Consider the following 21,155-nt stretch of genomic DNA (forward strand, 5'->3'; position numbering starts at 1 on the left):
ATGCCGCCGTAACACGCCAGAGAACCAATCCATGTCAGACACTGCGCCTCATGCGTCGCCTGCCATGTCCGCCAGCGTGCCGGTGGTGTCCATACAGGACGTCACCCATCGCTATGGCGGGGTCGCGGCGCTCGATGGGTTCTCCCTCGATATTCCCGCCGGGCGCATGGTCGGCATCATCGGGCCGGACGGCGTCGGCAAATCGACGCTCCTGGCGCTGGTCGCCGGATCCAAGAAGATGCAACGGGGCAAAGTGATCGTCCTGGGCGGGGACATCGCGGATCTGCGGCACCGGCGGGAGGCATGCCCGCGGATCGCCTACATGCCGCAGGGCCTGGGCAAGAATCTCTATTTCGAACTCAGCGTACAAGAGAACGTCGATTTCATGGCCCGGCTCTTTGGCCTGACCGCCGCCGAGCGCCTGGCCCGCATCAGGGTATTGCTGGACGGCACGGGGCTTGCGCCCTTTCCCGACCGTCCTGCCGGCAAGCTGTCGGGTGGAATGAAACAGAAGGTGGGGCTCTGCGGCGCGCTGGTGCACGACCCCGACCTGCTCATTCTCGATGAACCGACGACCGGCGTCGATCCGCTGTCCCGTCGGCAGTTCTGGGCGCTGATCGACGAGGTCCGCGCCGGGCGCCCCGGCATGAGCGTCATCATCTCGACGGCCTACATGGACGAGGCCCAGCAATGGGACTGGATCGTGGCCATGGACGCCGGACGTGTTCTCGCGACGGGCACCCCCGCGGAACTGATGGCGCGAACCGGCACGACCGACCTCGAAAAATGCTTCATCGCCCTGTTGCCCGAGGAAAAACGCACCGGCCACGTCGATCTCGCCATACCGCCGCGGCCGGCCGGCAAGCGCGAAATCGCCATTGACGCCGAAGGGCTGACGCGGCGCTTCGGCAGCTTCGTCGCCGTCGATCATGTCTCCCTGACGATCGAGCGTGGAGAGATTTTCGGCTTTCTCGGCTCCAATGGCTGCGGCAAATCCACGACCATGAAAATGTTGACGGGATTGCTGCCGCCGACCGAGGGCAGCGCCAGGCTGTTTGGTCAGTCGGTCGATGCCGGCAGCATCGTGGTGCGAAAGAACATCGGCTACATGACGCAGGCATTCTCGCTCTATGGCGAGCTTACGGTCCGGCAGAACCTCGTTCTCGACGCGCGCCTCTATCACATGCCGCCCGACAGGGCCAAGGCGCGGATCGACGAGCTTGTCGAGAAATTCGGGCTCGGCCCCTATCTCGACGCATTGGCCGGCGCGTTGCCCATGGGCTTGCGCCAGCGCCTGTCGCTGGCGGTCGCTGTCCTGCATGGCCCGGAATTGCTCATTCTGGACGAACCCACGTCGGGCGTCGATCCCGTTGCACGCGACAGTTTCTGGGAATTGCTGATCGACCTCTCGCGCCGGCAGGGCGTTACGATTTTCGTGACCACGCATTTCATGAACGAGGCAATGCGGTGCGACAGAATCTCGCTCATGCATGCGGGCAGGGTCCTCGCCGCCGACGCGCCGCGGAAACTGATCGAGGCGCAAAACGCTACCACCCTGGAAGACGCCTTCATCGCCTATATGGAGGATGCGATCGGAGAGGCGGCGTCCGGCGCGCAGGGCGAGGCGAAGCCGGACATCGGCGGATCGCCGTCAGCCGCCGCGCCGCCGCATGGGGCGCCCTCCGGGCTTTCATTGCGTCTGACGCGGCTGCTCGCCTACAGCGTCAACGAAACGATGCAGATCCTGCGCGATCCGGTCCGCCTGGCCTTCGCCTTTGTCGGCTCGGCCCTGCTGATGCTCATCTTCGGGTTCGGAATCACCACGGACGTCGAACATATTCGTTATGCGACCTTCGATCTCGACCAGACGTTTGAAAGCCGGACCTATCTCGAACAATATGAGGGCACGCCGCGATATTTCACGCAGATGCTTCCGGTCCGCTCGGCCGGCGATGCGCTGGCGCGCATGCAGTCGGACAGGATCTCGCTCGTTCTGGAGATGCCTCCGAATTTCGGCCGGGATCTCCGCAGGGACTCAAGGCCGGAAGTTCTTGCCGAGATAGACGGCGCGGACACGTTCCGTGGCGAAACCATCGCGCAATATGTTCAAGGCGTCCAGGACGAGATCCTGCGCAATCCCCCAAGCGGGCTGGAGATCACCCCGCAGAAATACACCGCAAATTTCCAGGACCGCTATATGTACAACCCGACGTTCGAAAGCGTCTATGCGATGGTGCCCAGCATCCCGCCGATCCTGCTCATCCTCATCCCGGCGATCCTGATGGCGGTCAGCGTCGTGCGGGAGAAGGAACTGGGCTCGATCATCAATTTCTACGTGACGCCGACCGGCCGGCTCGAATATCTCCTGGGCAAGCAGCTTCCCTATGTCGCGATCGGCATGATGAACTATGCCGTCCTGGTGACGATGGCCCTCATCGTCTTCGATGTACCGCTCAAAGGCAGCTTTCTGGTTTTGACGCTTTGCACATTGCTGTATGTCGTCGCCACGACGGGCATCGGCATGGTCATCTCAACCTTCACCAGCAGCCAGGTCGCCGCCGTCTTCGTAACGACGATCATCACGCTTCTGCCCACCATACAGTTTTCCGGCTTCCTGCAGCCGGTCTCGACGCTCGCGGGCCGGGCGCGATTCGTAGGGACGATCTGGCCCACGACCTATTACATGCATGCCAGCAAGGGCGCCTTCACCAAGGGCCTCGGCGCGGATCTCCTGATGCAGGACGTCATTTTCCTCGGGTGCTGCATTCCCGTTCTCTGGACCGTGAGCGCGCTCATACTCAGGAAGCAGGAGAAGTAGCGGTGTCCTCGCTCATCAACATTTTCTGGCTCGGCATCAAGGAATTGCGAAGCGTCGGCAGCGACCTGGTGATGATCTTCTTCGTCGCGTATTCGTTCACAGGGGCGATCTACGCTCAGGCTACCGGCACATCCAGCGAGGTCAACAACGCGTCGATCGCCTTTACCGACGAGGACGGGTCCGCATTGTCCGGACAATTGATGGATGCCTTCTATCCGCCGCGCTTCCAGACGCCCCAGGCGATCGCCGCGGCGGACGTCGAAACCGCGATGGACGAGGGACGGTTCATGTTCGTCGTCGTGATTCCACCGAGGTTCGAAGCCGATCTGCGCGCGGGGCGCCACCCCGACGTGCAGTTGAACATCGACGCGACCGCCATGCAGCAGGCCGCCATCGGCGGCGGCTATATCAAAAATATAATCGGCGATCGCATTTCCAGCTTTTTCAGGCGCTCCGACGCATCGGCGCAACCGGCGATCAATCTGGTCATTCGCCGGCTGTTCAATCCCAACGGAGAGACATCCTGGTTCGCGAGCGTCGTCGCGATCATCAATCAGATCACGCTGCTCACGATTGTCCTGACCGGTGCCGCGGTGATCCGCGAGCGCGAGCACGGAACATTGGAGCATCTGCTCGTGATGCCGCTGACGGCCTTCGAGATCGCAATGGCAAAAGTCTGGGCCAACAGTCTCGTCATTCTGGTTGCAACGGCGCTGTCCCTCTATCTCATCGTCATGAAGGCGCTGCACGTGCCGTTTGCCGGCTCGATTTCCCTGTGGTTCCTGGGCGTTCTGCTCTACCTGTTTTTCGCGACGGCGCTGGGTCTCTTCCTGGGCACGATTTCCCGTTCGATGGCGCAATTCGCGCTTCTGATCATCTTTGTCAACGTCATGCTGCAACTTCTTTCCGGCGGATCCACTCCTGTCGAAAGCCAGCCGACCTGGCTCCAGTACATGACCTTCTTTCTTCCATCGCGTCATTTCGTCAGCTTTTCCCAAAAGATCATTTATCGCGGTGGCGGAATCGACGCCGTCTGGCGTCAATTCGCAATGGTCGGCGCAATCGGCCTGGCGTTCTTTGTCTACAGTCTGGCGCTCTTTCGAAAATCGATAGCCGTGACCAAGTAGGACCGAAAGCGATGAACGGCGCAACGCCATGTGACGGAGAGCGGCGGGTGATGGGCGATCGTCGGAATGCAGCGCGCGCGGCTCGCCATGCGCCTCTCGTGCTCGGGGGCGGAATTGCGGCGTTCTGGATGGCGCTGATGCTGAATGGCTGCGCCGTGGGGCCCGACTTCGTCGCGCCGAAACCCGAAATTCAGAACAACTGGATCGAAAGCACCGATGCACGGGTCGTGACCACGGGCGACGTGATGAGTCACTGGTGGCGAACGTTCAACGATCCGACGCTCGATCGATTGATCCAGATCGCCGCGACGCAGAATCTGCCGGTCCGGGTTGCCGGCCTCAGGATTCTGGAAGCCCGGGCGCAATTGGGCGTCGCGATCGGCAGCATGTATCCACAAACGCAAGAGGGCTTCGGCGCTGCGCAGGAAAACCTGATCAGCTCGCGTCTTGCCAACCAGGCCAATCTCCAGCATTCCTTCGCCAGCTTCGCTCTCGGCTTCGACGCAAGCTGGGAACTGGATTTCTGGGGGCGCTTCCGGCGCAATGTCGAGGCCGCCGGCGCCAACATGGGCGCCACGGTCGCGGATTATGACGACGCACTGGTCTCGCTCACTGCCGAGGTCGCACGCACCTACGCCATGATACGCACCTACGAGGTATTCATTCAGATCACACGCGAGAACGCCCGCGTCCAGAGAGAGGGCCTGGACATCGCCACGTCGCGCTTTCGCAACGGTGCCACCTCCGAACTCGACGCCAGCCAGGCGCGCACATTGCTGGAGAGCACGCTTGCCGATATCGCGCCGTTGCAATCCAGCGAACAGCAGGCAAAAAACGCTCTCAGCACGCTGCTGGGGCGCCCCCCGGGCAGCGTCGACGCGTTGCTGTACGGCCCGCAATACATCCCGACGGCATCCAGCAGGGTGGTAGTCGGAATACCGGCGGAATTGCTGCGGCGGCGACCGGACATCCGGGCCGCCGAGTTGAGAGCGGCAACGGAGAGCGCGCGCATCGGCGTCGCCAAGGCAGACCTCTATCCAAGGTTCACGCTCTTCGGCGAGATCGGCGTGCAAAGCAGCAGCATGTCCACCTTCCTCGCACCCGGCAGCCGGTTCTTCACGACCGGGCCGGGCTTCAGATGGCCCATTCTGAACTACGGACGGCTAACGAATAACGTCCGGGCGCAGGACGCGCGTTTTCAACAGGCGGCCGTCACATACCAAGATACCGTGCTCAAGGCCCAGCGCGAGGTCGAGGATGCGCTGATCGGTTTTCTCAAGGCGCAGGACAGCGCAATCAATGCGCAAAGATCCGTGCAGGCCGGGCAACGCTCGGTGCAGTTGTCGCTGACACGGTATCGCGAAGGAGCCGAGGATTATCAGCGCGTCGTCGATTCGCAGCGGATTCTTCTGCAGTCGGAAAACAGGCTGGCCGATACGCAATCTTCCATCGCGACCTATCTCATCGCGCTTTATAAGGCTTTGGGCGGGGGGTGGGAGGTCGGGGCAGGAAAGCCGATCATACCCGAAGCCATGCAGGCCGAAATGGCGCGTCGTACCAACTGGGGAAAATTGCTGCCGGCCCACCCACCGCCGGCGACGGACGAATTGGCGCCCCCAACCCCGGCGGGAAAAGCCCCGATTCTGCGAAAGCCCATCTGGTGACAGGTCGCTCGTAACGCGCGGCGAAATGGCACCGAGGTTCGTGGTCCACGCCACCGCCTCCAGATCCTCCGAGGGGAGAAACTCATGGGAAAGACCGAAAAATCTTCAGCCTCCGACGCCACGCTCAGCCAGGACGGTTCCCCTGGAACGGAAAAGCTGCGCCGGAAAGATTACGAGGCGGAACTGGCGCGGCTCCATGTCGAACTCGTGCAGCTCCAGGAGTGGGTCCGGCGCGAGAAGAAAAAGATTTGCATTGTCTTCGAAGGCCGCGACGGTGCCGGAAAGGGCGGTGTGATCAAGGCGATCACCGAGCGGGTCAGTCCGCGCACCTTCCAGGTCGTGGCGCTGCCGGCGCCCACCGAGCGGGAAAAGTCGCAGATGTATGTGCAGCGCTATCTGGCGCATTTGCCGGCGGCATCGGAAATCGTAATTTTCGACCGAAGCTGGTACAACAGGGCCGGCGTCGAGCGGGTCATGGGTTTTTGCACCGAGAAGGACGTCGAGGCGTTTTTCAGGGGCGTAACCCTGATCGAACGGGCGATGGTCGATTCCGGAATCATTCTCCTGAAATACTGGCTCGAGGTCAGTCGGGACGAACAGACCAGGCGTCTCGAATCCCGGATCAATGACGGCCGCAAGACATGGAAGCTCTCCGAAATGGATCTGAAATCCTATTCGTGCTGGCATGCCTATTCGCGCGCGCGTGACGAGATGTTCCAAAAAACGGATACGGGGTGGGCTCCGTGGTACATGGTCCGATCCGACGACAAGAAGCGCGCACGCCTCAATATCATCACGCATATGCTGGGACGGATCCCCTATGACAAGACGCCGCGCCGAAAGGTCGAACTTCCGAAACGCGACAAGGCCAATGGCTACGTCGAACCCGATTACACATCCAAGCTGATTCCCGAATTGTTTTGACGGGGCACCTTCGCCAGACTGCCGATCAGCGCGATCATCTCCGCACGGGCTTGTGTTGCCGGGTTCCGCTCGACTGTCTGGTCAACAATGCCGGCACCGCGCATCATGACAGCATCGAGAACACCACCGAAGACGCGTTCGATGCCCTCTATCGCGTCCACCTCAAGGGTGTCTTCTTCCTATGCGCAATAGGAAAGGCTGGCCTTCAATATTAAGGAATTTTCAAGAGCATGTTTGCGGTTGGAAATGAAGCAAGGCAGGAAGACTGATTTCTTGGTGCAGGCATCATAAATGGGTCTATCCAGCCCCTGATGACCCACCGCGATCGTCACTTGCCCCGACGGGTCGTGCTTGCTTTGGAGGAAGCAACGGTCAGGAAGTCGGCCTGACGATGAACCGTTCGCGGTATTCGGCGGGAGAGAGGCCCGTGAGCCGAAGGAAGAGCTTCTTGAATGCGCCGACATCCTGATAGCCGACCTCCCACGCGATCCGGTCCAATGAGAGCACGGTCGTTTCCAGAAGGTCCCGCGCGCGCTCCACGCGCAGATGCTGGGCATATTCTCTCGGCGCAATTCCGGTCGCCCTACGGAAGCGGCGCAGGAAAGTCCGTTCCCCCAGCGCCGAAACGCGGGACATTTCTGCAACGCTTGCCTCGCGGGCCGCATCCGTACGCAACCAGTGCTGGACGGCCAGGATCGCGCGATCTCCATGGGTGAGAACCGGGACGAACTGGCGGTAATGGCGCTGGTCGCGTCTCGGTGGGTCGATCAGCAGGTCGCGCGCCGTCTCGGCCATGACGGCCGGTCCCAGCAGTTTTTCGATGAGGCGAAGACCAAGATCGGGCCAGGACATCACGCCTGCGACGGTCAGGATGTCGCCGTCGTCCACCAGCAGCCGGTCGGGATCGACACGGATGGTGGGATACAAGGCCCGCAGCCGCTCGGCGGACTGCCAATGCGTCGTCGCTGGCCGACCGTCGAGCAAGCCGGTGGCTGCAAGCAGGAACGTGCCGGCGCACACGGCGGCAAGGATCGTGCCGTTCGTGTGGCAGGTTCGCATCCATGCCAGAAGGCCGCCCATTGTCTCGGGTACGGGTGATCCGCTCAGGGCAGGGGGAAGGATGATCACGGCAGGCGCCGTGGCAGGGCGCCGGTCCTCCGCGATTGTCGTGACGCGGAGCAACGGCCCGTGCCGGTCGAAATGCGTTCGGGCCCGTTCGTCGGCGACGGCGAAGAGATCGGCCATGCCGTGCAAGGCAGCCTGCTGCGCGCCGGGATAGGCGACGAGAACGATTTCATGCAGCGCCTGTGTCGTCATGTGTCGGATATGACCATGATTTTGTCTTTCCCGCCACTGGGGCGGCGGTCACAGCGCCGCTATTCTGGCCGCATCAGAGCAAAAGGAAGCGGATATGACGGACAAGGCCCTGATCATCGTGGACTTCCAGAACGATTATTTCCCCGGCGGGCGTTGGGAGCTGGTCGGTATCGAGCAAGCCGCCGCCAATGCGGCACGCGTGCTGGCGGCCTTCCGGGAGAGGGGATTGCCGGTCATTCATATCCGGCACGAGTTTCCCACGGTGGATGCGCCGTTTTTCGCGCCAGGGTCGGACGGTGCGCACATTAACGCCATCGTCGCGCCGCGAGAGGATGAGACGGTGATGCTCAAGCATCACCCGAACGCGTTTCGGGATACGCCTCTGAAGGCGCTGCTTGATGAGAAGGGCATCAGGATACTGACGATCCTCGGCGCGATGAGCCATGTCTGTATCGACGCGACTGTCCGCGCGGCGGTGGATTTCGGCTATGAGGTGACTCTGATCCACGACGCCGTTGCCACCCGCGACCTCGCGTTCAATGGGGTCGCAGTTCCTGCGGCGCATGTCCACGCCGCCTATATGGCCGCGCTGTCCTTCGCCTATGCGACAGTGCTGTCTACGGATGAAGGCCTCGGAACATGAACGACAACGAAGCCACCATCGCCCGCGTCATCCGGGCTGGAGACTACACTGGCAGCAAGGCATGGGATGCGCTGGAGCTTGAGAGCTTCGCCGATGTCACCGTTCGTCTCCACTGGACCGATCATCCCTATGTCTGGCACGTGAACGACGGTCCGGAAGTGTTCGCAGTGCTCGATGGGGTGGTTGAAATGCATCTGCGGCATTCCGGTGGAAAACAAGTGTTCCGCCTGGAACCTGGCGATATTTTCCGTGCTCACGAGGGTGATGAGCACAAGGCGATCCCACTGGGGGCTGCGCGGATTCTCGTCGTCGAACGGAAGGACAGTATATGAGCATCGCGCGAACGTCCGGACTGCCCGGTATGGATCGACGCGAAAACGAGGGGCGCGTCTCTCTCCAGCATGAGGAATATTCTGGTGATTTCATAATAATGATGGAGAATTAACATAATGAAAAATAAAAACGTCATTGTTTTTGATATCGATGGTACATTGACGGACAGCGTAAGTGTGCATCAGTTTGCATTCGGATCTGCTTTACAAAATTTCAAATTTCCCGCACTTCGAACCGATTGGAGCAGTTATAGGCATCACTCCGATAGTGCAATTCTGACTGAAGCATGGGAAGAGGCCAACCTTGAAGGGAAGGCAGATATGCTTCGACTTGAAAGAGAATATGCACGCTTTTACGATGAAGCCGTTAGGAAAACGCCCTTCTCCGAGATCAGAGGTGCGCGCCGCTTCATTGACTATATGCGTAAGCAAGGTTGGATTGTCGTATTCGCGACGGGAAGTCTGCGCTACGGTGCTTTGCATAAGCTTTCAGTGATCGGTCTCGATGGTGAGTCAGAAATATTGGTTACGGCATCTGAATTCGAGACGCGTGAAGAAATCGTTGGCCGTGCTGTCGAACTCGGTTCCGCCGCAAATGGAGGGCAAAAACCCCATCATGTTATTTCGATCGGTGACGGTGTTTGGGATCTGACAACCGCCCGTAATCTGGGGTATGAATTTTTTGGAATTGATAGTGGGAAGAAGAAATTATTGGAAAATTTTGGTGTCGTGATGTATAGAGATTTTGATGATCTCTATGAAAACGAGCGATCATCCTTCGAAATATTGAAGTAATATAAAATCCGCTCCGCGCGCATCGGCACCGATTTCGCACGGAATCCCGAGAGGCCATGCATTCCTATGAGACAGACTGTGTAGCCAATACCGAAGTGGCCCCCATCCTGAGGACCAGCGGCGGCCGAATCTAAGTTGGACGATCTGGCTCTGCGGATCCTTTCTCCCCAGGCATCGCTGTGGCCAGGCTGTCTTCCCGGACCGCCATCGGCGTGCAGTAGCCCAGCGCCTGGCGCAAGCGCGCCGGCTGGATGTGTTCGACCGCGGATATCCGGGCGTGGCTGGCGGAAAACCCGGTCAGGATCACGCGGAAAGACGGCCGCAAGCGGCGGCGCGCCGTCAGCCCCGCATGGCGTCGCGGATCTTCCGGTCGGTCTTGTACTGGCTCAGCGCGTAGACCGACCAGATCGCGGCGGGAATCCAGCCGATGACCGTGATCTGCAACAGCAGGCAGATGATTCCCGCGACCGGGCGCCCGATCGTGAAGAACTGAAGCCAGGGGAGCACGAGGGCGAGAAGCAGGCGCATCGATGGTCCTCAACGCTGGATGGCGGGGCCGGCCGCCGGCCTGACCGGTTTAGGCGACGCCGCGCGGGGCGGCAAGCCATGCCGCGCGCCAAGCCGTCAGAGGACGCCCCCCAGCACGGTCGGATCGAAGGCCGCCCTGATGTCCAGCCCCTTCGCGATCAGCCCGTACGCGGCCAGCCTGCCATACAGGGCGGCCGTGTCGCGGATGACGCCGTCGTCGATCGCCACGTCCTCCAGCCGGCTGGCCGCGACGGACCGCCGGGCCACGGCGTCGGGCAGATGGGATATCTTGGCCAGGGTCCGGGCATACAGGTCACGATGGGCCCGCGCTCATGCCGTCGCACGCCGGCCGTGAAGACGTGGCCGGCAAGGGCCCCGGCACCGGCGAGGCACAGGCGACGCGGGATCGGCATGGCGCCGTCACGCGATGGTGTGGCGCCGCTTGCCGTTGACCAGGACCAGGGTTTCGTTCGACGGCAGGCCGCGCAGGGACGCGGTCTTGGTCGTGAAGCCCAATTGCCCGGGATAGCCGGGCGTGTTGTTGATCGACGGATCCAGCAGGGCCAGCGCGCTGCGCAGGTTGGGCTGGCCGGTGCGCGTCAGGTCGGTACGCGACACGATGACGATCGGCGACATGCTGCGCGGGGCGCGCGGTGTTCGCGACCGTCCGCCGCCGGGCTGCCTCGCCGGGCGCGGATGCCGAAGGCGCGGGCCGGGGCGTGGCCTTCGCCGTGCCGTCATCCGCGATCGCGCGCGGCGTGGACAGATGCAGCGACGCCAAGGCCAGGATCAGGCGCGTGGCGGTCCGTTCGATGGAGGGCGGCGTGGGGGCGCGATTCTTTCTTGTCGATTGCATTCGTCTGCTCGATTGATTGCGGCATGCGGGCCCGATGGGGGGCTGCGGGCGCGGACGGTCAGGGCGTGGCCGGGTCCGGCAGGCCCAGATTCTCGCGCAGCGTCCGGCCGGTATAATCGGTGCGCAACAACCCCCGGCGCTGGAGTTCCGGCACCGCCAGGCGCACGAAATCACGGATGCCGTCGGGGGCCGAGGTGAACATGATGTTGAAGCCGTCGGCGGCGCCGGTGCGGTACCAGCCTTCGATATCGTCGGCGATCTCGCGCGCCGTGCCCACGATGATGCGGTGCCCGCCCCGGGTGAAGTGGCGCAGCACGTCGCGCGGGGTGGGGCGGTCGCGGCGGATCCAGTCCACGATCAGCGATTGGCGGCTCTTATGGCTGTTGGTTTCCGCGACCTCGCCCAGTTCGATCGGGCGGTCCCGGGGCCATGCCGACAGATCGACGCCCAGGCTGGCATAGGCCGACAGGCCGCGCAGGCTGTCGCCATGGTCCAGATAGCGCAGATAGGTCTCGAATTTGGCGCGCGCGTCGTCGTCGCTTTCGCCGACGAAGGGCGCCAGGCCCGGCAGGATACGCAGATGCGCCTCCCCCCGCCCGTGGCGGGCGGCGCGGTCCAGCACGTCGGCGCGATAGGCGCGCCCGGCGGCGGGGTCGTATTCGGCGGTGTAGATGACCTCGCCGATGCGCGCCGCTAGGTCCCGTCCCGGCCCCGAGGCCCCGGCCTGGGCCAGCACCGGGCGGCGCTGGACGGGCGGCGGCGCGTTCAGCGGGCCGGCGACGCTGAAGAAACGCCCCTTGTGATTCAGCGGCCGCACCAGCGCCGGGTCCAGCCAACGGCCGCTCCGCTTGTCGCGCAGCAAGGCGCCGGGGGCGATGCTGTCCCACAGTCCGGTGACGACATCGACGAATTCATGGGCGCGTTCGTAGCGGTCGGCATGGTCCGGATGGCGCGGCAGGTTGAAATTCTCGCCCCCGCCGGTGGCGGTCACGACATTCCAGCCCGCCCGTCCGCCGCTGAGCCGGTCCAGCGAGGCGACGCGGCGGGCGATGTTGTACGGTTCGTTGAAACTGGTGCTGGCGGTGCCGATCAGGCCGATATGGCGCGACGTGACCGCCAGCGCCGCCAGCAGGGTAAAGGTGTCCCAGCGCGGCAGCGCCGGCGTGTCGGCCACCGCCGCCGGGTCCGGTACCGGCAGCACGTTGTCGTACAGGAAAATGGAATCGAAGCGCCCCTGTTCCAGCAGATCGACGTAATCGCGATAGCGCGCGAACGTGATGTCGGCGTCCACATCCTCGCCCGGCGCCCGCCAGGCATCGCCGTTGGTGGCCGACCCGGTCAGATAGGCGCCAAGCGCAAAGGTGCGTTTCGGTTCGGTCATCAAGGTACTTTCTTGCGATCGGAAAGGCCGGCGACGGGTTGCGGCAGCCGGAATCACAAGAAGTCACGCATGACGATGACGTGAAGACAAATTTAATTTTTACATTTATTCTATATTAATCGATCATTATATTGGCAATATTAATGTATCCGATGAATTTTACCGGATTATCCGGGCGGTCTGCGGGGCTATGCCGGCGCCGGGTGCCGGACCGGCATGCGCGCCACATCGGGACGGGGGCGACCACTCCCTGGGCGGTGAAGAAATCGGCGATCCGCTGCTGGGCGGCCAGGGCCTGCGGGGTGATCGGCTGCACCCGGTAGCTGCGGCGCGCCGCCCATCCCCCAGCGTCCTACCCCCCGGGCGAACGCCCGTCGCCCTGCGGGGGCAAATGGTCCATGGCAAAGGCACAGTTCGCCATTCTCTTCGGTGACCGCTTCGCACGCGCCACCGTCTGATCAACAACGTGAGCAACGCATCGCACACGAAATTCCTGACAGTCCCGAACAGCGCGAAGAGATACCGCGCGCCTCCAGGCTTCCTGCCCCGCAGCAGTATATCCCCACGGACAGATCACCGATATGAAGCCCGGGAACGAGTGTGCTACGGAAACTGTCCTGTGGACACGAATACACCGGATAGACCGAAAGACGACTGCGTATGTCCCGCCACCACGACCTGGATCCTCAGTTGCTTCGGTCTTTCCTGGCCGTAGCGGACACGCTTCACTTCACGACGGCGGCTCATATGCGCGGAGTCAGCCAGTCCACGATCAGCCAGCACATCAACAGGCTGGAAAAGATCCTCGGCCGCTCCCTTCTGGAGCGGAGCACCAAAGACACGAGACTCACCGAAGACGGGCAGATACTCGTGCCCCATGCCAAGCAAATCCTCGCCGCATGCGAGGCTGCATTTGACGAGTTCGAGCCCGACTTCCTCTCGGGCCATATCCGCTTCGGGGTATCGGACGATCTGGTTCTGTCCCACCTGCCCGAAGTCCTGCGGGAATTCCGCATCATGTATCCAAGCGTCCACGTCTCGATGGTCGTCGGGCTGAGTTCGGAACTGAACAGCCGCCTGCAATCGGGGGAACTGGACGTCGCCTGCACCAAGCGCTTCCTGCCGTCGAGCGAGGTATTCGAGGGAGAATGCGTGCTGTGGCGCGAACGGTTGCGCTGGCTCGGCGCCAGAGGGTTCGGCCTGCATGCGGGAAACCCCGTGCCGCTGGTGGCGTACGAGAAGGAAAGCCTGAACCGCCGCCGGACGATCGAGGCGCTGAACCAGGCGGGCCTGGCCTGGCAGCTCTCCTTCGTCAGTGACCATCTCAGTGCGCTGATAGCAGGCGTCAGGGCCGGCTACGGGGTCTTCATGCAGTCCGCGCTGCTGATCGACGACAGCATCGTTCCGGTGGAAGCGGCAGAGTTGCCACCGCTTCCGGAAATGGAGTTCCTTCTGGTGCCCGGGCGCTCGACGCGGGCAGTCAAGGCCCTGATACGCACGCTGGTGGAAAATGTTTCGCGGGTTGCGCCGAACGGGTGCGAGATCCCGGCGACGCTTGCCGCTCCTCAGCGGGCGACGGCATAGCCCTGCATGCCGCGTGGATTGGCACCCGCGTACAGCCTGCCGTCCGCCTCGCGACGGATGGCAGAGAGCCTCCCTTCGCTCCAGTCGCCGCCGACCACGACATCATGGCCACGGTTACGGAGATCGTCCACGACATCCGTGCCGAAACGGCCTTCGACGACCAGACGTGCCGGATGTGCGTCATGGGGCCAGAAACTGCCTGGCCAATGTTCGCTATGAAAACTCGGGGCCTCGATAGCCTGCTGGGTGTTCATGCCGAAGCGGGTCATGCGCATGTAGAAGATGAACGACCATTGGTCCTGCTGGTCGCCGCCGGGAGTGCCGAAGGCCATCCAGGGCTTTCCGTCCTTGAGCGCGAAGCTGGGCGTCAGGGTCGTCCTGGGGCGTTTGCGCGGCGCCAGCACGTTCGGATGCCCCGTCCGCAGCGAGAACATCTGGGCGCGCGAGCCCAGGCCGAAACCAAGCTCCGGTATGACCGGCGCCGACTGGAGCCATCCGCCCGACGGCGTGGCACTGACCATGTTGCCCTCGGCATCGACGACATCGACATGACAGGTATCGCCTTTCGTGACGCCCATGTTCGAGACGGTCGGTTCGCCGACACCGCTCGCAATGCGACCATCCCCGCGGCTGGTGGGCAGGAATCCGGACTCCGGCACCCTACCGTCCGGCCGGCCGGGACGTAGCTCCAGCGAGGCTCGCTCTCCGACCTGGGTCCGCCTGGCATCGTTGTAGGACGCAGAGAGAAGCGTCGCGAGCGGCACGTCCGAAATATCGCCGTAGAAGGCCTCACGGTCGGCATAGGCCAGCTTGGCGCATTCGGTCACGGTGTGGAGAAAATCAGCGCCACACGGGTCCATGCCGGCAACATCGAATCCCTGCATCAGGGCAAGCTGCTGGAGAAACACCGGTCCCTGGCTCCACGGGCCGCATTTCAGGACGGTATACCGGCCATCCTGCAGCGAGACGGGGTTTTCCAGGGTGGCTCGCCATGCGGCCAGGTCGGTCGACCTCAGGAACCCAGCATGGGGCGTTCCGCTACTGTCCATCATCGGAACCCGGCAGAAGCGGTCGATGGCTTCCGCGACGAAGCCGTCATACCATGCATGCCGCACGGCATCGATGCGCTCCTCGCGTGTCGTGCCGGCTGCAGCGTCCTTCAGGCGTTTCAGGGTCTCCGCCAGAACCGGCCGCCGCAGGAGCGTGCCCGCGGCCGGAACGACGCCGTCGGGCATGAAGGTCTTCGCGTTCTCGGGCCAATGGTCGCGGAAGAGGCTTTCCACGCTGGCGATGGTCGCAACCATCTGGGGCATGACGGGCACACCCTGCACGGCATAGAAGATCGCATATGCAATGACATCGGCGAAATCCCATGTCCCGAAATCGCGCAGCATCAGGCACCAGGCATCGAAGGCGCCGGGCACGACGGCGGCCAGATGCCCGGTTCCCGGAATCTCATCCAGGTCCAGGGCATGATAGGCGCCGACGCTCGCGCCGGCGGGCGAAACACCCTGCCCGCAGATCACATGCTGCTTTCCGGTCCTGGCGTGACTGATGATGATGGGAGCGTCCCCGGCGGGCCCGTTCAGGTGCGGTTCCGCAACCCAGAGGGCAAATCCGGCAGCGACGGCAGCGTCGAACGCATTCCCGCCTTGTTCCATTACGGCTTGTCCGACGCCGCTGGCCAGCCAGTGCGTCGAGGCGACGGCACCAAAGGAGCCGCAGAGTTCCGGGCGTGTCAGGAAGGGAGTCATGCTGCTCTTGCTTTCTTCTTGCTTGCAATGTGCACATTCGTGACGCGCTGCGCGGTCATGAGAATCACGGCGGAAAGGATGCAGATAGCGATAACATATCCGATCCAGGACAACCTGCCGCCCGTCACGCCGATGATCCATGCAAAGACCAGTTGCGCGGTGGAACCGAACAGGGTGACGCCGATGGAATAGGACAGGCCGATGCCGAAGGCCCGCTGCTCCCTGGGGAACAGCGAGGCGAGGAACGCCATCCCGGCACCACCCGATATGGCATTTCCGATCATGAGAACGGCGCAGGCAAGGGTAAGGCTCTCCAGGGAGGGCGCCTGGAGCATAAGCCAGAAAACGGGAAAATAAAGTGCAGCATTCACCAGTCTGGAAATGATGATCACCCGGCGCGCACCGTGTCTGTCTGCAAGCAGCCCGCCAGCGACCGACCCCGCGAACCCGACAAGCCCATTGCTGATATTGATAAGCAGCGCTTTGCGGATCGGCATGTGCAGCGTATGGACGGCATAGGTGACGACGAACTGGAAGAAATATTGCTGGATGGTGCTTCCGGCCTCGTAGACGATTCCGATTGGCAGGCGCCTGAAGGCATGGTTGTGAAACTGCCGCAGGAAATCGGAAAAGGAGAGGCGCTCTTCTTCCGATGGCACGGTTTCTTCCAGCGTTTTCCGAAGATAGATCCCGACCGGGGCGATCAGCATCCCGAAGACGAAGGGGAGTCTCCACGCCCAGTCGCGGATCGTATGCTCGTCGAAACCAAGGAAGAGGATCAGCCCCAGAAGGCCGGAGATCAGCGCGCCGAGGTGCTGCCCGGTGGTTTGCCAGCTTCCGGCAAGGCCCATCCGCTCTTCGCGGGCGCTCTCCACAAGGATCGACGTGGCGGCACCCAGTTCCCCGCCCGCGGCGAACCCCTGCAACAACCGGGCTACGATAAGGGCGAGCGGGGCGAGGATGCCGATCGATGCGTATCCGGGCAGAAAGGCGATGATCGCACTGCCGGCCGCCATGACCCAGACAGTCAGGGTCATGGCGGCGCGGCGGCCATACCGGTCCGCATAGGCACCGATGAGAAAGGCACCGAGAGGTCGGACCAGGAAACCGATGCCGAAGGTAGCCAGCGTGAGCAGCAGCGCCGTATCGCTATGCTCCGCGGGGAAGAAGATGTGCGAAATGACGGTCGCGAACGTGGCATAGGCCGTGAAGTCGAACAGTTCAAAGGCGTTTCCGACGGCGGCGCCAACGATGTTCCTGCGGGACGATGCGGATGTCGGGCTCATGCAGTCGGCCTCAATATGTCAGCGACATGCGGCCGCCGATGAAACGCGGTGGTCCGGGAATGTAGAAATAGGTGGTGGAGGCATTTCCGGCGGTTTCCGCATATTGCCGGTTGAGAATGTTGCTCGCATAGGCCGTGACCGACCACGGGCCGTTTTTCGGCCGGAACGTGACATGGGCTCCGAGCAGGAAATAGGTCGGCAGGCGATAGACGCCCACGCCGCCAGGGGTGATGGCCTGGCTGTCGCGATACATCCAGTCCACGCCCCCTTCCATATTGTATTGCGTGAAGACGTCGCTGCGATAATCTACCTCGCCGTTCAGGGTCAGTTTGGGGATACCGGAATCGACACCGGCAAAACTGTCGTAGAAACCCTTCCAGATGCCGGTCCGCGCGAAATAGGCATTGGTCCGCCCGCGGTCGATATTGTTGAAAACCTGATAGGTGCCGCGCTCCCAGCCGAGATTCTGCGTCAGGAAGACATGCGGAAGGGGATGCGCCTCGATGGACGTCTCGAAGCCCCAGATATCCGATTTCGGCGCATTCACGATCTGCGACAGCGGTCCGTAACTCGGCACCAGGAAGGTGCCGACGACCTGCTGCCCATGATAATCATCGTAGAACGCGGCAGCATTCAGGCGCAGATGGTTGGGAATGAGGTCGCTCTTGAAACCCGCTTCGAACGCCAGGACAGTTTCAGGCTCGAACGGGGCGAGCTGTGCCTGCGATACGGTATTGTTGGCCGTGAAACCGCCTGGTTTGAAACCCTTGCTGGTCTTGAAATAGAGCAATGTTCCCTTCGTCGCCTGCCACTGCACGCCCAGAACGCCCGAGACCTGCGCCGAGAGGGTCGATTCGTTGTTGAACTGCTTGTCGTTGATGCCGAAATGCTGGGTGCTGAGGCCAAGCAGGGCGCGCTGGTCCAGCGTATGATTGAGCCCCCCGAACAGTGTAATATGGTAGGGCAGCCTGTAACTGAGATGCCCGTATTCAGAAATGCTTTGCTGGGTGGAGCGAAAGGCGGTCTCGCTGAGATAACCGCGCTGTGGCAGATAGTCCGTGAAATCGAAATAATAGTTCTGCAGCATGCGCGTGCGGTTATAGAACGCGCCGACATCCCATTGCAGGCGGTCGCCGGGGCTTGAATTGCGAAGCCGCACTTCCTGCGAGAAGACATTGGCGACGATATTGCGGTACGTGTCGCCGGTGGAAAGCGCCGTCGCATCCTGATCCGTGTATTCGGCGATACGTTCCGTCTCATAGGCGCTGATGGTCGAAAGCGTGACCTTCCCGAAATCATGGCCCATGTCGAGGTCGGCGCCCCAGAGCGTATTATGTTCCCTGGGCATCAGGCTGGCGGGCCGTCCGATCATCTGCGCGAACTGGGGACGCAGGCTCCACTGGGCCTGCTGGTATCCGAGTTGCGGAATCGGCTGGGACGCAACGAAGCCGAGCACGGGGCGTCCCGTCACGACCTGATCGTCATCCTGCATCCAGTGGCCGGTCAGCTTGATGGTCGTATGCTCGTTCGGGGCCCATTTCAGCTTTGCGCGCAGCGCGCCGTCATTGGCATTCCCCAGATGGCTGCCGTTCTGCGGATTGTATTGCCAGCCGCCGCCATGAACGGTCTGGCCGGCAATACGGAACGACAGATTGCGGGCAATGGGGCCGGAAATGAACAGATCCGTTCTCGACCGGGCATAACTGGCGATATCTTCCGTGACGCCGCCATGCCAGCGGGGTGTGGGATCGTTGGTGTGGATGGAAACCTCGCCGCCCGTATCCGCCATGCCGTGGGTAAATCCGACCGCACCGGGTGTGACGTCGACGTTGGAGAGGTCGAACATCTGGCCGCCCATCATGGTACTGAGCGGAAACGCGACGTCATCGACGTAGGTCATCACCGAAGACATGTTGTTCTGCGTGAAATCGTTGAAGCCGATGCCACGGATGAAGAAGTTGGTGGTGCCGGTTCCGTTCATGCTCTGGATGGTGACGTTCGGCGCAACACGCTGAAGACCTTTGACGTCGAACACGCCCCTGTTGAGCAGCGTGTCGGCGGAAATATGGGTGACGGAGTTCGCTTCATGCTGCGCCTTCGAAAAACCGAAGGCACGGCGCGCCGAGCTCACGCTGATGGCTTCCGCCTCGTCGCTACCGGCCTGACCGGCCGGGGCACGGGCCGCACCCTGCCTGGCACGCGGAGCGTGGCCCTGGCTGCTGCTGTTCCTGGGATGAGGCGCGGTGCCCGCCGCACGGGCTCCGGAAAAGGGTGCTCCAACGGTCAGCGTGATGCCAAGGGCAGACAGCATCAGGTGCAGCCTGCGCGTGTGCGCTGTGCGAGCAGTTCTATGACTGGCCATGCATCCCGTCCTATTGGATTATGCAATATATGATCGATATGGATATTTCGATATGAGATAATAGTCGGATATGCAACGAAAAAATTTTCGGTCAAAAACCGATATAGGTGTATAATGTAATGTTTTTATTGATTTTTTAATCGATGACCGAACGTCACCTAGGCGCAATACGGGGCACAAGCGCGGATCGGCGGGACCTGCGGTATGGGGATCCATGGGGTGCACGCAGGGCTGATCGGGGTGTGAAAGCCGTTCACGGCGATGTGCAGACGCTCCTTGCGGCTGGGATTCTCAACCGGACGGGCCAGGAAAATGAAGAAGGATAGCGCCAATGACCGACAACGATCCGACCGCCTCACGTAGCGCTTGATATATACCATGCCGTATGCCATGGTGATATATACCATGTCACCTATCACAGAGGGCGTGATGACCCAGGTCGCAAAAATCTTCAATAATGGCCGTAGCCAGGCGGTTCGCCTGCCGGCCGCCTTCCGCTTCGAAGGCACGGAGGTCTTTATTCGCCGGGACGAAACTACCGGAGATGTCATCCTGTCGCGCCGCCCGGAGAGCTGGGACGGCCTGCTTGCGGCCATTAAAGCGGGCGGTGTGCCGGATGACTTCCTCGACCCCGCTGATCGCGCCCAAGACCAGGACGAACGCGATCCGTTCGCCGATGGGCCAAAATGAGCGTCGGTCCGGCAACTTCGTGGATGCTCGACACCAATACCGTGAGCTACATTCTCAAGGGGAACCCGCGGGCGCTGGAGAACCTGTCTCGGACACCGATGGCAAACGTGTGTATCTCTGTCATTACCGAGGGCGAACTGCGTTTCGGCATCGCCAAGCGCCCGCAGGCAACGCGCCTCCAACGGATTGTAGGAGAGTTTCTTCAGCGCGTCACCGTCGAGCCCTGGGAGTCATCGACGGCCGATACATATGGCAGGCTCCGTGCCTCGCTGGAGGCATCCGGAAAGGTGGTTGGCGCCCTCGATCTACTGATCGCCGCGCATGCCTTGGATATGAATGTGACGCTTGTCACCAATGATGCAGGTTTTTGCAAGATCCCCCATTTGAAGACCGAAGACTGGACGGCGTAACCAGCCGAAAGAGGCAACGCACGGTGACTGACAACCAGACGACCCTCACGGACCGACTGCTCCGGGGGCTCGGCGGGCGGCCGCATTCAGATCTGCGGTAGCATCACGTCCGCCGCGAAGGGGAAGGAGTCTTCGCCAGACTGCCGATCAGCGCGATCATCTCCGCATGGGCTTGTGTTGCCGGATTGCGCAGGTCATCGACGGTATGGGCGTCCGCCAGCCGGGCAAGCGTCGTCAACGTGCGGATTTTTCTCCGGCGCGCGCTTTTCAGTTCCGTCGGACGCCAGGTGAACAGGATCCTGGACAGTTCACCATCGCCGAACAGCCTGTTGAGTTCCGTAATGAACGTGTAGATCAGGAAAAGCACCGCGATCCAGATCTGGACCGCCAGGAACCGGCTCCATATGAAGTTCGCGGTAACGTATTCCGGAAGTTCTCTTGTCGTGCCGCCATGGATCAGAAATTCGATCAATCGTTCAAGAATACGTGCCGCAGCGGTCGCCAGAAAATATATGCTGCTTTTGAACAGGACCGGCTTGATGAGCGGCCGCCCCAGCGCCTGGGCGGCAGCCGTTGCCACACGTCGTGCCGCAACTGGATAATTGTCAGGTTGTCTGTGACAACACCTCCCAAATGACAGTCATGAGAACGTACGTTTTCGGACCGAATCTCACCGGACCCCAG

General features: G+C 61.9%; 23 protein-coding genes. 12 read left to right on the forward strand and 11 right to left on the reverse strand.

Annotated features, from left to right (window positions below):
- Nucleotides 1–31: 31 nt before the first annotated feature.
- The 4 genes from rbbA (at nt 32) to ppk2 (ending at nt 6,533) form a co-directional block, all read left to right on the forward strand.
- Nucleotides 32–2,818, forward strand: coding sequence for a ribosome-associated ATPase/putative transporter RbbA (gene rbbA, locus AAC691_RS16865; RefSeq protein ID WP_342627752.1), 2,787 nt, complete (start codon nt 32–34; stop codon nt 2,816–2,818).
- Between the two features lie 2 nt (nt 2,819–2,820).
- Nucleotides 2,821–3,945 carry an ABC transporter permease gene (locus AAC691_RS16870; protein ID WP_176639167.1) on the forward strand — a complete coding sequence of 375 codons (1,125 nt, stop codon included), beginning with the start codon at nt 2,821–2,823 and terminating at the stop codon, nt 3,943–3,945.
- Between the two features lie 11 nt (nt 3,946–3,956).
- Nucleotides 3,957–5,609: an efflux transporter outer membrane subunit gene (locus AAC691_RS16875; RefSeq protein ID WP_342627753.1), complete on the forward strand. Its 1,653-nt coding sequence runs from the start codon at nt 3,957–3,959 to the stop codon at nt 5,607–5,609.
- Between the two features lie 84 nt (nt 5,610–5,693).
- The gene (gene ppk2, locus AAC691_RS16880; protein ID WP_342627754.1) at nt 5,694–6,533 is read left to right on the forward strand and encodes a polyphosphate kinase 2; all 840 of its coding nucleotides are present in this window, start codon (nt 5,694–5,696) and stop codon (nt 6,531–6,533) included.
- On the opposite strand, the gene AAC691_RS16885 is transcribed toward ppk2, so the two are convergent.
- Entirely contained in the window at nt 6,500–6,694 is a 195-nt protein-coding gene (locus AAC691_RS16885; protein WP_342630311.1) for a hypothetical protein, read from the reverse strand. The two genes, ppk2 and AAC691_RS16885, sit on opposite strands and share 34 nt — an antisense overlap.
- On the opposite strand from AAC691_RS16885, the gene AAC691_RS16890 reads away from it, so the two are divergent.
- Entirely contained in the window at nt 6,647–6,748 is a 102-nt protein-coding gene (locus AAC691_RS16890) for a hypothetical protein (protein ID WP_342630255.1), read from the forward strand. The genes AAC691_RS16885 and AAC691_RS16890 overlap by 48 nt on opposite strands.
- A gap of 157 nt (nt 6,749–6,905) precedes the next feature.
- Here the strand turns inward: AAC691_RS16890 and AAC691_RS16895 are convergent, their stop codons facing one another.
- Nucleotides 6,906–7,850, reverse strand: coding sequence for a helix-turn-helix domain-containing protein (locus tag AAC691_RS16895; protein WP_342627755.1), 945 nt, complete (start codon nt 7,848–7,850; stop codon nt 6,906–6,908).
- Nucleotides 7,851–7,944: 94 nt separating this feature from the next.
- On the opposite strand from AAC691_RS16895, the gene AAC691_RS16900 reads away from it, so the two are divergent.
- The 3 genes from AAC691_RS16900 (at nt 7,945) to AAC691_RS16910 (ending at nt 9,620) form a co-directional block, all read left to right on the forward strand.
- Nucleotides 7,945–8,493, forward strand: coding sequence for a cysteine hydrolase family protein (locus AAC691_RS16900; protein WP_342627756.1), 549 nt, complete (start codon nt 7,945–7,947; stop codon nt 8,491–8,493).
- A complete protein-coding gene (locus tag AAC691_RS16905; RefSeq protein ID WP_342627757.1) occupies nt 8,490–8,825 on the forward strand; it encodes a cupin in 336 nt (111 codons plus the stop codon). The genes AAC691_RS16900 and AAC691_RS16905 overlap by 4 nt, the downstream gene beginning before the upstream one ends.
- Nucleotides 8,826–8,942: 117 nt before the next feature.
- Nucleotides 8,943–9,620 (forward strand): HAD family hydrolase, encoded by a 678-nt coding sequence (locus tag AAC691_RS16910; RefSeq protein ID WP_342627758.1) that lies wholly within the window; start codon nt 8,943–8,945, stop codon nt 9,618–9,620.
- A 339-nt stretch (nt 9,621–9,959) separates the two neighbouring features.
- Here AAC691_RS16910 and AAC691_RS16915 read toward each other — a convergent pair whose 3' ends face one another.
- The 3 genes from AAC691_RS16915 to AAC691_RS16925 all read right to left on the reverse strand — a co-directional run bounded on the left by AAC691_RS16915 (nt 9,960) and on the right by AAC691_RS16925 (nt 10,784).
- Entirely contained in the window at nt 9,960–10,148 is a 189-nt protein-coding gene (locus tag AAC691_RS16915) for a YqaE/Pmp3 family membrane protein (protein ID WP_176639173.1), read from the reverse strand.
- Between the two features lie 96 nt (nt 10,149–10,244).
- Nucleotides 10,245–10,415: a hypothetical protein gene (locus AAC691_RS16920; RefSeq protein WP_342627759.1), complete on the reverse strand. Its 171-nt coding sequence runs from the start codon at nt 10,413–10,415 to the stop codon at nt 10,245–10,247.
- Nucleotides 10,416–10,568: 153 nt separating this feature from the next.
- A complete protein-coding gene (locus AAC691_RS16925) occupies nt 10,569–10,784 on the reverse strand; it encodes a TonB-dependent receptor plug domain-containing protein (protein WP_342627760.1) in 216 nt (71 codons plus the stop codon).
- A gap of 17 nt (nt 10,785–10,801) precedes the next feature.
- Between AAC691_RS16925 and AAC691_RS16930 the strand changes: the two genes are divergently transcribed.
- The gene (locus tag AAC691_RS16930) at nt 10,802–11,020 is read left to right on the forward strand and encodes a hypothetical protein (RefSeq protein ID WP_342627761.1); all 219 of its coding nucleotides are present in this window, start codon (nt 10,802–10,804) and stop codon (nt 11,018–11,020) included.
- A 42-nt stretch (nt 11,021–11,062) separates the two neighbouring features.
- Here the strand turns inward: AAC691_RS16930 and AAC691_RS16935 are convergent, their stop codons facing one another.
- Together AAC691_RS16935 and AAC691_RS16940 are read right to left on the reverse strand one after the other, a co-directional pair.
- Nucleotides 11,063–12,385 carry an LLM class flavin-dependent oxidoreductase gene (locus tag AAC691_RS16935; protein WP_342627762.1) on the reverse strand — a complete coding sequence of 441 codons (1,323 nt, stop codon included), beginning with the start codon at nt 12,383–12,385 and terminating at the stop codon, nt 11,063–11,065.
- Nucleotides 12,386–12,500: 115 nt separating this feature from the next.
- Nucleotides 12,501–12,701, reverse strand: coding sequence for a hypothetical protein (locus tag AAC691_RS16940; RefSeq protein WP_342627763.1), 201 nt, complete (start codon nt 12,699–12,701; stop codon nt 12,501–12,503).
- A 344-nt stretch (nt 12,702–13,045) separates the two neighbouring features.
- Between AAC691_RS16940 and AAC691_RS16945 the strand changes: the two genes are divergently transcribed.
- Entirely contained in the window at nt 13,046–13,969 is a 924-nt protein-coding gene (locus tag AAC691_RS16945; protein ID WP_342627764.1) for a LysR family transcriptional regulator, read from the forward strand.
- Here AAC691_RS16945 and AAC691_RS16950 read toward each other — a convergent pair.
- The 3 genes from AAC691_RS16950 to AAC691_RS16960 are packed head-to-tail and all read right to left on the reverse strand — an operon-like array spanning nt 13,951 to nt 19,320.
- Nucleotides 13,951–15,723 (reverse strand): gamma-glutamyltransferase family protein, encoded by a 1,773-nt coding sequence (locus AAC691_RS16950; RefSeq protein ID WP_342627765.1) that lies wholly within the window; start codon nt 15,721–15,723, stop codon nt 13,951–13,953. The genes AAC691_RS16945 and AAC691_RS16950 overlap by 19 nt on opposite strands.
- The gene (locus tag AAC691_RS16955) at nt 15,720–17,009 is read right to left on the reverse strand and encodes an MFS transporter (protein WP_342627766.1); all 1,290 of its coding nucleotides are present in this window, start codon (nt 17,007–17,009) and stop codon (nt 15,720–15,722) included. The genes AAC691_RS16950 and AAC691_RS16955 overlap by 4 nt, the downstream gene beginning before the upstream one ends.
- A 10-nt stretch (nt 17,010–17,019) precedes the next feature.
- Nucleotides 17,020–19,320, reverse strand: a complete 2,301-nt coding sequence (locus tag AAC691_RS16960; protein WP_342627767.1) for a TonB-dependent receptor domain-containing protein — start codon at nt 19,318–19,320, stop codon at nt 17,020–17,022.
- Nucleotides 19,321–19,800: 480 nt separating this feature from the next.
- On the opposite strand from AAC691_RS16960, the gene AAC691_RS16965 reads away from it, so the two are divergent.
- The gene (locus AAC691_RS16965) at nt 19,801–20,061 is read left to right on the forward strand and encodes a type II toxin-antitoxin system VapB family antitoxin (protein ID WP_342627768.1); all 261 of its coding nucleotides are present in this window, start codon (nt 19,801–19,803) and stop codon (nt 20,059–20,061) included.
- 23 nt (nt 20,062–20,084) lie between these two features.
- On the forward strand, nt 20,085–20,471 hold the full coding sequence (locus AAC691_RS16970; protein WP_342627769.1) for a type II toxin-antitoxin system VapC family toxin: 387 nt from the start codon (nt 20,085–20,087) through the stop codon (nt 20,469–20,471).
- A 103-nt stretch (nt 20,472–20,574) separates the two neighbouring features.
- Here AAC691_RS16970 and AAC691_RS16975 read toward each other — a convergent pair whose 3' ends face one another.
- Nucleotides 20,575–21,051 carry a hypothetical protein gene (locus AAC691_RS16975; RefSeq protein WP_342627770.1) on the reverse strand — a complete coding sequence of 159 codons (477 nt, stop codon included), beginning with the start codon at nt 21,049–21,051 and terminating at the stop codon, nt 20,575–20,577.
- Between the last annotated feature and the right edge of the window lie 104 nt (nt 21,052–21,155).

This window comes from Nguyenibacter vanlangensis, assembly GCF_038719015.1.
Lineage (GTDB): Bacteria > Pseudomonadota > Alphaproteobacteria > Acetobacterales > Acetobacteraceae > Gluconacetobacter > Gluconacetobacter vanlangensis.